This is a genomic window from Pseudozobellia thermophila (genome assembly GCF_900141855.1).
Classification (GTDB): Bacteria; Bacteroidota; Bacteroidia; order Flavobacteriales; family Flavobacteriaceae; genus Pseudozobellia; species Pseudozobellia thermophila.
In genome coordinates, this window is the sequence record NZ_FQYU01000003.1 from 66,898 (window position 1) to 78,810 (window position 11,913).

At 46.3% G+C, this 11,913-nt stretch carries 12 protein-coding genes and 2 tRNA genes; 5 read left to right on the forward strand and 9 right to left on the reverse strand.

Going from position 1 to position 11,913, the window contains the following annotated elements; all coding sequences use genetic code 11:
* Nucleotides 1-10: 10 nt before the first annotated feature.
* Nucleotides 11-1,183 carry a hypothetical protein gene (locus BUB37_RS10200; RefSeq protein ID WP_072993010.1) on the reverse strand — a complete coding sequence of 391 codons (1,173 nt, stop codon included), beginning with the start codon at nucleotides 1,181-1,183 and terminating at the stop codon, nucleotides 11-13.
* A 95-nt stretch (nucleotides 1,184-1,278) separates the two neighbouring features.
* Here BUB37_RS10200 and proS point away from each other — a divergent pair, with 95 nt between their 5' ends.
* From proS to rpsT, 4 genes are all read left to right on the forward strand, one after another.
* Nucleotides 1,279-2,754 (forward strand): proline--tRNA ligase, encoded by a 1,476-nt coding sequence (proS, locus tag BUB37_RS10205; protein ID WP_072993013.1) that lies wholly within the window; start codon nucleotides 1,279-1,281, stop codon nucleotides 2,752-2,754.
* A 70-nt stretch (nucleotides 2,755-2,824) separates the two neighbouring features.
* A tRNA-Glu gene (locus BUB37_RS10210) sits at nucleotides 2,825-2,896 on the forward strand.
* A gap of 73 nt (nucleotides 2,897-2,969) precedes the next feature.
* Nucleotides 2,970-3,041 (forward strand) — tRNA-Glu (locus BUB37_RS10215).
* A 65-nt stretch (nucleotides 3,042-3,106) separates the two neighbouring features.
* Entirely contained in the window at nucleotides 3,107-3,358 is a 252-nt protein-coding gene (gene rpsT, locus BUB37_RS10220) for a 30S ribosomal protein S20 (protein ID WP_072993017.1), read from the forward strand.
* 81 nt (nucleotides 3,359-3,439) lie between these two features.
* On the opposite strand, the gene BUB37_RS10225 is transcribed toward rpsT, so the two are convergent.
* The 7 genes from BUB37_RS10225 to rho all read right to left on the reverse strand — a co-directional run bounded on the left by BUB37_RS10225 (nucleotide 3,440) and on the right by rho (nucleotide 10,619).
* On the reverse strand, nucleotides 3,440-4,639 hold the full coding sequence (locus BUB37_RS10225; protein ID WP_072993020.1) for a glutamate-5-semialdehyde dehydrogenase: 1,200 nt from the start codon (nucleotides 4,637-4,639) through the stop codon (nucleotides 3,440-3,442).
* 27 nt (nucleotides 4,640-4,666) lie between these two features.
* Nucleotides 4,667-5,437: a glutamate 5-kinase gene (proB, locus tag BUB37_RS10230; RefSeq protein ID WP_072993022.1), complete on the reverse strand. Its 771-nt coding sequence runs from the start codon at nucleotides 5,435-5,437 to the stop codon at nucleotides 4,667-4,669.
* A 2-nt stretch (nucleotides 5,438-5,439) separates the two neighbouring features.
* Nucleotides 5,440-6,243, reverse strand: a complete 804-nt coding sequence (gene proC, locus BUB37_RS10235) for a pyrroline-5-carboxylate reductase (RefSeq protein ID WP_072993025.1) — start codon at nucleotides 6,241-6,243, stop codon at nucleotides 5,440-5,442.
* A gap of 236 nt (nucleotides 6,244-6,479) precedes the next feature.
* A complete protein-coding gene (locus BUB37_RS10240) occupies nucleotides 6,480-7,163 on the reverse strand; it encodes a hypothetical protein (RefSeq protein WP_072993028.1) in 684 nt (227 codons plus the stop codon).
* A gap of 106 nt (nucleotides 7,164-7,269) precedes the next feature.
* Nucleotides 7,270-7,962 carry a hypothetical protein gene (locus BUB37_RS10245; protein ID WP_072993031.1) on the reverse strand — a complete coding sequence of 231 codons (693 nt, stop codon included), beginning with the start codon at nucleotides 7,960-7,962 and terminating at the stop codon, nucleotides 7,270-7,272.
* A gap of 47 nt (nucleotides 7,963-8,009) precedes the next feature.
* Nucleotides 8,010-8,735: a hypothetical protein gene (locus tag BUB37_RS10250; protein WP_072993033.1), complete on the reverse strand. Its 726-nt coding sequence runs from the start codon at nucleotides 8,733-8,735 to the stop codon at nucleotides 8,010-8,012.
* Between the two features lie 237 nt (nucleotides 8,736-8,972).
* Nucleotides 8,973-10,619, reverse strand: coding sequence for a transcription termination factor Rho (gene rho / locus BUB37_RS10255; RefSeq protein ID WP_072993036.1), 1,647 nt, complete (start codon nucleotides 10,617-10,619; stop codon nucleotides 8,973-8,975).
* A gap of 193 nt (nucleotides 10,620-10,812) precedes the next feature.
* Between rho and BUB37_RS10260 the strand changes: the two genes are divergently transcribed.
* Entirely contained in the window at nucleotides 10,813-11,223 is a 411-nt protein-coding gene (locus BUB37_RS10260; protein ID WP_072993039.1) for a DUF4293 domain-containing protein, read from the forward strand.
* 140 nt (nucleotides 11,224-11,363) lie between these two features.
* Here the strand turns inward: BUB37_RS10260 and BUB37_RS10265 are convergent, their stop codons facing one another.
* Nucleotides 11,364-11,858 (reverse strand): metallophosphoesterase family protein, encoded by a 495-nt coding sequence (locus BUB37_RS10265; protein ID WP_072993056.1) that lies wholly within the window; start codon nucleotides 11,856-11,858, stop codon nucleotides 11,364-11,366.
* Nucleotides 11,859-11,913: the final 55 nt, after the last annotated feature.

An 11,913-nucleotide genomic window follows, 5' to 3' on the forward strand; every position in this document is an offset into this window, starting at 1 on the left:
GTTTCGGGCATTAGTTTCTTCTGCTACTTGAAGAACTCGATCTCGAAACACCCCCGCTTGATCTACTTGAGCTGCTGCTTCTACTGGGGCTATAGCTCGATGACCTACTGGTGCTTCCCGAAGATCTGTAAGTACTGGTACGGGGAGTCGAGCTCCTGTAGCTCTGTGAACTTCTTGAGCTCGAACTTCTATAGGTGTTGCTTCGGCTGGTGGCCGAGCTGCTTCGATACGTACTGGTTCGGGGTGTGGAGCTCCTATAGGTAGAGCTGCTTCTCGACGAGCTGTTGTAATTGGGCGTAACCCTACTGCTTCTACTGGTCCTATACGAACGGTTTTGGTCGACACCTACGGTGCGTCTTGAAGTCGTTGTATTGGTACCGCTATACCTTCTGGAGGTGGCGGTTCTGCTTACGCCTGTCCGTGTGGTCCCGGTAGAGCGGGAGGTGGCTACCCTGTTCCGGTTGTTGGCTGTCAGGGAATAACGCGAACTGCTTCCGGCCATGGCATTGGTGTACCCCCTACGCGTACTGTTGTAGGCATAGTTTCTTCGGCCGTATCTATAATGGTTATAGCCATAGGGGGGGTACCAGGTTCCATAGCCTCCCCAGCCATAATATCCGTACAATCCTGCGTATCCGAAGCCGTAATAACCGCCCCAGCCCCAAGGTCTGTATCTATAGCGCCAAGGGCTGTAGTAGCCCCATCCACCGTAGTAGGGGCCCCAGCCCCAGCCGCTGTAAAGCCAAGGGGAACCCCAGCCCCATCCGGCCCAGCCGTAGTTGTAATCGTGGATGTGGATATTGACATCGGTACTGTTGTCGCCCCAAGCGGCATAGCCCGAATAATCGTTTTGGTTGTCGTAGTAGTCGGTCAACTGGCCCTCGGGAATACTATCGTTTTCTACCGAATCGCTGCTGTACGAGTCGATATCGGTAAAAATTTCCCCTTCAAGTAGTTCGGCCTGTTGACCGAAATAATTGGCGTAGACATCGCTACTTTCTTCCTCTTTCTCTTGCGATGGCCGTACAGGTCTCTCGGCACCCACTTGATAATCATTGGAGTAAATACCATCGTTGTCGTAGTACGAGGCCGATTGGTACGAACCGCAAGACGCCAATAGCAGTCCCGAAAGACCGATAAAGGCAAGTGCGCGCAATTTTCGAAGGGGTAACGAATATATCATGGTTGCAATTTTTATTGTTGAACATAGTAAAAATAACTAGTTTTACCCAATTATTTCGATAACATAGACACAAGTTTTGTGCCAAACTACAGAGAATGGGTAAAAAATTGACCAAGCGTAAGGACGACTACTCCAAGTGGTATAACGAATTAGTGGTAGGTGCCGATTTGGCCGAAAATTCCGGTGTCCGGGGCTGTATGGTAATCAAGCCGTATGGTTTCGCCATTTGGGAAAAAATGCAAGCGGCACTTGATAAAATGTTTAAGGATACGGGTCATGAAAATGCCTATTTTCCGTTGTTTATCCCCAAGTCCTATCTCAGCAAGGAAGCAAGCCATGTCGAGGGCTTTGCCAAGGAATGTGCGGTGGTGACCCATTATCGGTTAAAGAATGCCGATGACGGAAGCGGGATTATCGTAGACCCTGATGCCAAGTTGGAAGAGGAACTGATCGTAAGGCCGACCTCCGAAACCATCATTTGGGATACCTATCGTCGATGGATCCAGTCGTATCGCGACTTGCCCCTTTTGATCAACCAATGGGCCAATGTGGTACGATGGGAAATGCGGACCCGTCTTTTTCTTCGCACGGCCGAGTTCCTGTGGCAAGAAGGGCATACCGCCCACGCCACGAAAGAGGAGGCCATCGAGGAAGCCGAGCAGATGATGAACGTTTATGCCGAGTTTGCCGAAAAGCATATGGCCATGCCGGTCATAAGGGGACTGAAGACGGAGACCGAGCGATTTGCCGGGGCCGTTGAAACGTATTGTATAGAAGCCTTGATGCAAGACGGAAAGGCCTTGCAGGCGGGTACCTCGCATTTTCTGGGCCAGAATTTTGCCAAGGCATTCGATGTCAAGTTCGCTAACAAGGAAGGAAAACAAGAATATGTATGGGCCACCTCGTGGGGGGTCTCTACCCGATTGATGGGCGCCTTGATCATGAGCCATAGCGACGATAACGGATTGGTACTGCCTCCCAAACTGGCCCCTATACAAGTGGTAATAGTTCCCATTTACAAGGGCTTGGAGCAACTCGATGCCATATCGGAAAAGGTAGGTCCTTTGGTGAAGGAACTCAGGGCCAAGGGGATTTCGGTAAAATATGACGATCGCGATACCCAGAAGCCGGGCTTTAAATTCAATGAATATGAATTGAAGGGAGTGCCCGTACGATTGGCCATCGGACAACGCGATTTGGCCAATGGTACCTATGAGGTGGCACGGCGCGATACCTTGCAGAAAGAAATTGTACCTATGGACAAGGTGGTGGAAAAAATCGAATTCCTGTTGGAGGATATCCAGAAGAATATTTACCAAAAAGCGTTGGATTTTAAAGCATCGCATATTACCGAAGTAAATTCGTATGACGAGTTTAAGACCGTGCTGGAAGAAAAGGGAGGCTTTATTTCCGCGCATTGGGACGGGACCCCGGAGACCGAAAACAGGATAAAGGAAGAGACCAAGGCAACCATACGGTGCATTCCCATAGATGGAAAAAATGAGGCCGGAACCTGCATGGTAACGGGAAAAACGTCAAATAAAAGGGTATTATTTGCAAAAGCTTATTAAAAAAGAATAATCAGTTGTTGCGATAGTAAAAAATAATTGTATTTTTGCATCCGCAATTGCACAAAGCAATGGCCCGTTCGTCTAGGGGTTAGGACGCCAGGTTTTCATCCTGGTAACAGGGGTTCGATTCCCCTACGGGCTACAAAGTAATTTTAACTAGTGCATTTGGGTTTTTGATAGGGCCGTTATCGGTCTAGTTTCGGAACCTACATTTTGGCCCGTTCGTCTAGGGGTTAGGACGCCAGGTTTTCATCCTGGTAACAGGGGTTCGATTCCCCTACGGGCTACAAGAAGTTCGAAGAGGTTTGGCGAAGTAGGATTTTTAAAAAAACATTATAACAAGTTAAGTAAGATGGCAAATCACAAGTCAGCATTAAAAAGAATCAGAAGAAACGAGGCGGTTCGTCTTCGTAACCGTTACCAGCACAAAACGACTCGTAATGCAATCAAAAAATTGCGTTTGGAGGAGAACAAGAAGGATGCTGAGGCCCTATTGCCCAGTGTGGTTAGTATGATCGACAGGTTGGCCAAGCGAAATATTATACACGATAACAAAGCAGCTAACTTAAAAAGCAAATTGGCTAAACATGTAGCTGCCTTGTAATAAGGTTATTGTTGTTAAAAAAAAGCCCCGGTGAAATTTTCGCCGGGGCTTTTTTTATGGCCTATGGGGCGCGGGGTATCGCTATACCCTTACCTGTCCGTTTCCAAATACGTAGTATTTATTGGTCACCAACTGTTCCAGGCCTAGGGGTCCCCTGTGGTGCAGTTTGTCCGTGCTTATGGCCAATTCTGCACCGACCCCCATTGCCCCTCCGTCCGTAAAACGCGTGGACGCATTATGGTATACGGCGGCGGAATCGACCTGTTCCATAAACCTCAATGCCTTATCGTTATCCTTGGTCATTATGGTAGACGAATGCCCGCCCGAAAAGGTATTTATCTTTTCAATGGCCTCGTCGAGGCTTCCTACGCTTCCTATGCAGCATTTCATGGCCAGGAATTCTTCGTGCCAGATGGCTTCGTCCTTAATTGTTTCCGCGTTTGGTAAGACATCGGCCACCTTATTGTCCACATAGACGAGAACACCTTTCGCCCTTAGTGTGTTGTACAGCTCTTTTAGTTTGTCTTCAAAACCGGGGACGGCCGAATCGATCAAGATTTTATCCAAGGCGTTACAGGCCGATATTTTATGGGTCTTGGCATTTAGGATAACCGCAATGCTTCTTTCCCAATCGGCATCCCTAGCTACATATAAAAAGTTATTTCCCCTTCCACTGACCAGCACGGCGCATTGGGCGTGCTCCCTTGTGAAGGAAATCAATCTTTCACCGCCCCGGGGTACAATTAGATCCAATTTTTCGGGCGGTCTTTTCAAAAACCTTTGCGTTTCCTCCCTGTTCATGTGAAGCAACCGTATCCATCGGGTGTCCAACCCATTTTCCTTCAGGGCCTTGTGCCAACAGGCCTCCAATGCCTTGTTGCTGTTGAATGCTTCCTTGCCGCCTTTCAAAAGAATTTTGTTATTGGCCTTAAAGGCCAGTACGGAGGCTTCTACAGTAACATCCGGCCGGGACTCATAGATGATCATAATGGTTCCAAAAGGTGCCGTTCTGTTTTCAACGAGCAGGCCATTTTCCAAGCTTCTTTTAGACTTGATCTTTGCAATAGGATCTTCTTGTGACCTTACTTCCCTTACGGATGTGATCATGCCATCTATCTTTTTGTTGTCTACCACCAAGCGATCGTACATGGCCCGGTCGTCCTTGGAAAAAAGGCTGCAATCCTTTCTATTGGCCTCCAGTATTTTGTTCCGGTCGTTGTCCAAAATGGAAATCATTGATTCCAAGACCTTGTTTTTAATTTTCGTGTCCAGTAATTTCATGCTGTTGTTTTAATGTTGCGATGTGATTTATGCCGTTACCTGGGTGCCTACGTTTTTGCCCCTTGCGATATCCATGATGACATTCTCTTTTTTGCCATTGGCGATATAGGTAGGTATGTTCTTGGCCGCGGTCTGCTTGGCCACGCTCAATTTGGAGCCCATGCCGCCACGGCCTTCGGCTTCACCCTTTTTAATTTGTTTTACATATTGCTCTACATTTTCGTTTACGGCCACCTTTGATATGACTTCCGAGTCGTCGTCGTCGGGGTGCCCCGTATACAGTCCGTCGATATCGGTTAAGATGATCAGCTTATCCGCTTTTATCAGTTCGGCGACCAAACTGGCCAATTCATCATTGTCCGAAAACATGGAATGGGTTACCGATACGGCGTCGTCTTCATTTGCAATGGGAATAACCCCTTCCGATAATAGGCCTTCATAGCAACTGATCATGTTTTCGCGGTGGATCCCGGGATTGAAATCGCGTTTTGTGGCAAGAACCTGGGCGCATTTCATCCCGTAGTCCCTAAAGATATTATAGTAGAGCCTCATCATACGGGGTTGCCCTATCGACGAATACACTTGCCGTCTCATGGTCTTGTCTTCAATGTGGCTTTCGCCAAGGACTTCCATGCCGGCAATAACGGATCCGGAGGAGACCAAGACGGTCATTACATTGTCTTCATACAAATCGGCTATTTGTCTGACCAATTTTTTGAGAATAGGCCTTACGATCCTATTGTCCTTGTTGGTCATTACGTTGGTGCCCACTTTTACAACTATTCTTTGTTGGTACATATTTATTGTTTTCCTAGTTCGACCGCCCTGTCAAAAGCGGCATATGCGGCTTCTTTGATAAGTTCGTCAACATTGTTGTTTTCCATTGAGTCGAGGGCGGCCCTGGTGGTACCTCCTTTTGAGGCAACCTTGTCCATCCACGATAGGGGTGACAGGTCCGATTGATTGAAAAGTTCAACAGCCCCTTCGAAGGTCTGGCTTACCAAGACTTTTGAATCGTTGGCGGAAAAGCCCATTTTTAATGCTGCTTCCATCATGCTTTGCATAAAATAAAATACATAGGCAGGTCCGCTACCCGAAATTCCGGTACTGGCGTCAATGTAATTCTCCGAACTTACCCGAATCGATTTTCCTGTGGTATCAAGTAAGTTCTGCACCGTTAAAAGTTCAATTCTGCTTACCTCCCCGGAAGGGATAAAAGAAGTAAGTCCCTTGCCTACTTGGGCGGGTAGGTTGGGCATGGCCCTTACTACCTTTTCGATGCCCAAAGCGTTCTGTATGGTCTTGATAGTGACCCCGGCCATAATGCTTATCGCTATTTGTCCCTTGTTGAGCAGGGGCCTCATCTTGGTAAATAGGTCGTTCGAGTGGTAGGGTTTAACGGCTATAAACACCAAATCGGCTTGTGGAAGACAGTCTTCCAAGTTTTCAAAGACGTCAAATTGCGAATTCTTTTTTAGGGAGAGGATTTTTTCGGGCGAGCTGTCAAGGATCATGACATTGCGCTTCTTAAGCTGTTTTGAACGCGACATGGCCTTGGCGTACGTTAGTCCCATGTTTCCCGCTCCAATTACGAGTACTTTCATTTGTTTTAATTTTAAATTATCTATTGCCCCATAGGCGACAAGAACCGTGCGGAATGACAAAAGGTCCTATAGAGTTTGGTTCTTGTAAACAAATAGGTATAGGTAATATCTATTCTTTTGGGGTGAGCGCAACGATAATGGCGATTTGTCCAATGGAAAATGCGGCGGTAGTCCATTTTGAAAAACCCTTGCGTGGGGGCAAGCTGCAAATACGACAGGCAAAACTGTCAGGATGGTTACCTGGGCAACCTTTTTTTCAATTTGACAAAACCTACGGTTATTACGGCGTACATGGCGATGATCAGGCCATAGTGGACCAGTCTTACATATGGGGCCTCCGTTGTTCCGTCGATGGCATTAATGAACCTCGAAACCTTAATGGGCAAATAGCCCGTGTAAAAAATAAACAGGCCAAGGCTTATCCAAACCAGTAAGTGGTTTTTCAACCTGATTGTATTGCCGTGTTTTGCTTGTTCATTTAGGTATAGGCAGATATATGCCAATAAAAAAATGCCTCCAACTACATAGGTGGCCGTTTGCGCGCTCAAGAGAAAGTTTTGAAAAAAAGGATTGGAGAGGGCCACCGCTATAAAGATCATCGTGCCGTAGTCGACGGCCCTTTGATTTGCCTTTTGCCGAATATGATGCTTGTAAATAAAGAAAAAATAGAGATAGAAAATAACATTGTAGATGTTGTAAATGACCATATTTCGGTTGGCTATCGACTCGCGGTCGAAGAAGCCAAACTGCGGCATGTAGGCGGTCATGTATCCCAACACCTCATTGAGCAGCGTATAGCAAAAGACTATGGGCAGATATTTTAGCCGGGTGTCGTAGTATTTGGGGTAGCGGTAAAGCGATGCCATTAGGGCCAGGGCATACATGAACAAGAACAAGTGCTCCAAGATGGATCTCAGCATTTTGTTGCGGATTGGGCCGAGAGGGGTCTAATTTGAAAAGGGGAAAATCATGCGTATTGGCTTTCTATGGTAACTGATCGTTAAGTTAGTTTATTTTAATTTGTTTTTATCGAATCAGGCGTTTTTTCATTCGTAAAAAACCGATGATGATCAAGGAATACATGATCAGGATCAATATCAGGTGTATACGCCTGAGCCATGGGTTCTCCAAAAGTCCCATGATCCCATTGCAATACCGTATGGCCTTTATGGGCAAATAGCAGATATGGTAAATCAACAATCCCGTGCCTATAAAGAAAAGGACGTTCATGGTCTTTAGGCCGGCCTTGATGTTTTTGTAATCCTCATAGAGGTAGCGACTGATGCAGATAATAATGAAAATGGAACCCACAAAAAAGGTCAGGTACTGGTATTCTAGAAAAAAATCTTGAAAAAAGGGATTGATAAGCGACACGATCAAAAAAACCAGGGCCGCATGTTTTATCCATTTTCTAAATCGTCTACTTTCTATATAATTTCTAAATAGGTAGAGAAAATATAGAAAGAAGACGATGTTGTAAATGTTGTAGATGACGAAATAATAATCGTTGTATAGATCGTTGAAGGCCAAGCTAAAAGAGTCGTATCTATAGATCAGGTCGCCCAAAAGATCGTTCAAAAACGTATAGAGCAATAGGATGGGAAAATACCTTAACGAAGTGTCAAAATATTTTGGGTACCTGACCATGGCGACAACCAATGTAATGCCATAGATAGGTACAAAAGAGTTCTCTAAAAATACATCTAGGCTAAGCTTCATTAATCAAATATTGGCTATTTGTGGGATTAAGGGGCTGGCTTTGATTTTTATGAGGGAGGCCTAAGTCCGCCTTCGTTGCCGTAAAGGCTTTGTTGGTTTATGGCGGGCAATGGGGCCTTCAGGGGCTTGGGCATGCTGGTGGGAATCAAGGATGCTTTTTCCTTTTCGCCTCCGCCTACCGCCTCGCCTGTGTCTTCCAGGTCTTCATTGAGCAAAAAGGCTTTTCTACGGCCGTCTTTGGAGTCGTCGGCGGTATAAAAGGCGAAGTCCTTATCCCCTCTTTTGACCGTGGGAACCATCATAACACTGTTCCTCCTCGGATTTTTGACCTTTCTCCCGTCCTTGAACTCTTTCTTATTGGGATAATTGGTCAGGTAGACACGCAGATTGGTAATATCGACATGGGCATCGCCCGCTTCTTGTTCGATAAACTTCATATAGTTTTGGAGTTCTTGGAAATCGAACTCAACATATCGAGTGGGGACAAAGGAAGCGGCTTCCTCGGGCGAGGATTCTTGGGCCTTTTGTCCGTCTTGTTGCCGGTCGTCATAGCCTTTGGGCCTGTTCAACGAGTCTTCGTAGTTCCTTATCAGTCCCACCCGTCTTTTGCCGTAGGTGTCGTAAAGTTCTTTGGCCTCGTCAATGGGGATGATCATTTTTTTGGGTTCTTCGACCCGAACCGTCTCCCGTTTTTCTTTATTGCAGCTCATAATGGTCAGGAAAAGAAAAAGGACGAGGGGCGTTTTAAACGCCGATTGATTTGAATTTTTCATGTCATAAGTGATTTAATTTCTACTTGTTTTCAACACGCAAAATTCGGGGGTCTAAGGTTTTTGCCCTATAAAGATATTTGAAAATACGGATATTTCACCTTTTTTGCCAAAAATTCATTGTTTCCGGTGGATCGGGGGCTTTGGTTGGAAGAAGGCTAGGGAAGGGGGCTGGAACAAAAAAATCCCGAAATCCAGGGCAACTGGATTTCGGGATTTATATCATCGTTTTATAATGGCTTACTGGTTCATCGTAAGCAAAAACTCTTCGTTGTTCTTGGTTTGTTTTATGCGCTGTTCTATAAACTCCATGGCTTCTACCGGGTTCATGTCCGCCAGGTATTTGCGAAGTATCCACATGCGTTGGATCGTGTTTTCGTCCAGTAAAAGATCGTCCCTTCGTGTGCTGGACGACGTAAGGTCGATGGCGGGGAATATTCTTCGGTTGGATATCTTACGGTCTAGTTGAAGCTCCATATTGCCCGTACCCTTGAATTCTTCAAAGATGACCTCGTCCATTTTGGATCCCGTCTCGGTCAAGGCCGTGGCAATGATCGAAAGCGATCCGCCATCCTCGATGTTCCGTGCCGCTCCGAAGAAGCGTTTCGGTTTGTGAAGGGCATTGGCGTCTACACCCCCGCTCAATACTTTTCCGGAGGCGGGCTGTACGGTGTTGTACGCCCTGGCCAAACGGGTTATCGAATCCAATAGGATGACCACATCGTGGCCGCACTCGACGAGTCGTTTTGCCTTTTCAAGAACGATATTGGCCACTCGAACGTGCTCCGATGCCTCCTTGTCAAAGGTAGAGGCCACCACTTCGCCACGTACGTTGCGCTGCATATCGGTAACCTCCTCGGGGCGTTCATCGATCAATAGGATGATCTGGTAAACCTCGGGGTGGTTGGCCGCAATGGCATTTGCCACGGCCTTCAATAGCATGGTTTTACCCGTTTTGGGCTGCGATACGATCATCCCCCTCTGTCCTTTCCCGATCGGGGAGAACAAATCGATGATACGTGTAGATATATTGCTTTGCTTATCGGCAAGGTTGAACTTTTCTTGGGGAAAAAGTGGCGTTAAATGCTCGAACGAAACGCGGTCGCGGACCACTTGGGGGTCTATGCCGTTTATTTTGTTGACCTTGATCAACGGAAAATACTTCTCGCCTTCCTTCGGCGGGCGGACGTTTCCTAGTACCGTATCCCCGGTCTTTAGTCCGAACAAGCGAATTTGCGATTGGGAAACGTATATGTCATCCGGTGACGACAGATAGTTGTAGTCGGAAGAGCGGAGAAAACCGTATCCGTCCTGCATTATGTCGAGTACCCCTTCGCTTTCTATGATACTGTCAAATTCGTACTCGGGTTCCTTGTAGCGGTTTTTGAGGTCTTTGTCAAAATTGCTCTTGTCGTGCCCGTTTTTTTGGTGCCTGTGGCTCTTGTTTTGACTGTTGTTTTGGTTGTTGTTCTGACTCTTGTGGCCTTGGTTTTGGGCCTGATTGCCCTTTTGTTCTTTCTTGGCCGTATTGGCGCTGTTTTGGGGGCGTGGCCTGGGTTTTTTCTGTTCGCTTTCTTTTTTCTCGGGCTCTGTGGGCGTCGGTACCGAAGGTTCGGGTGCGGGTGAGGGTGAAGGTGCTTCCGCTTTCTTGCTCGCTGTGGTAGTTCTTTTTCTCGGAGCTCGGGTTTTGGGTTTTTCCTGGCTTTTTTCTTCGCTCTTCGTTCCGGCTACCTCGGCGACTACCTTGGGGTTGGAGGCTTGTACATCAAGAATTTGGTATACCAAGTCCAATTTTTTAAGGGACTTGTATTTGGGTACGTTAAGGCCCTTGGCAATTTCCTGAAGTTCAGGCAGCTTTTTTGCTTTTAAATCTGAAATCTCAAACATTAAGTATGGTATAAATTATAAGTCTATGTATAATAGTAAGAAGTGTATCGTTATGTGGGTATTACTCGGAACAGATGTTCCTTCAGGTAAGTGCTATAACTAATAACGCGACAATATTACAAATTATTTTCAAAACAACACTGCTTTTTTGCAAAAAGACCCTTATTTTTGCCACTGATTATGCCATTTTGCAATGATTCAGAGGATACAGACCGTTTATTTGTTGATAGTTGTACTAATTTCGGGCCTTTTGCCGTTTTGGGTAAACCTTTGGTCAGATGCCAAGGGAAACGAAATTTACGCTACAAATGAAATTTTAGTGTCTATCGTTTTTTATGCCTCGGCGGTGTTGGCCATGATAGCCATTTTGTTGTTTAAAAATAGAAAGAACCAATTTATATTGAACAGGCTGAACCTGTTATTGAACCTTTTTTTACTAGGATTTTTCGTTTACCGATCGCTAAATTTATCTGGAGGGACCTCGGTCTCGGAGAAGGGTATTGGGATGCTGATTCCTGTAATTTCTATCGTTTTTCTAGTCCTGGCCAACAGGGCAATCAAAAAGGATGAAGATCTTGTAAAATCTGTTGATCGTTTGCGTTAAACCTAACATCTTAGTAGTATTAGTGCGTTAAACCCGGGGTAGTGTCCGGGTTTTTTGCGTTTTGTACCCACCCGTGGCCACTTGGGCGCCCCTATTCCTACGTTTCAAATAATGGTTGGCCGTGGAGGGAAGGGTAGCCTCTAGCGCTTGCCGAGTTCGATAACCTCTAAATCCCTGATGTCGTCGCCGTCAATGACAAACCGCAACATGGTCCTTACCTGATGGAAGCCGTGCTTCCCGCAAGCACCGGGGTTCATGTGGAGCACCTTGAGCTTCTTGTCCATCATCACCTTTAAAATATGCGAATGCCCACAGATGAATAATTTTGGCGGGTTTTCCTGTATTTCTTTTCGGGTTCTCGAATTGTACTTGGGAGGGTATCCGCCAATGTGGGTCATCAGTACATCGACCCCCTCGCAATAAAAGCGGTCGTTCAAGGGGAATTCCTTTTGAATGATATGGTCGTCGATATTGCCATAGACCGCACGCAAGGGCTTTATCTTGCCCAGGGCGTCGGTTACGGCGAGGTCTCCTATGTCGCCCGCATGCCAAATCTCATCGGCTTGGCGGGCGTATTTGAGTATGGCTTCATCGATATGGGAGTGGGTGTCGGAAAGCAACAATATTTTGGTCATACTAACGATTACGTATTATGCGGAATACAAAAATGGCACCATGGCTAAGGCTTAT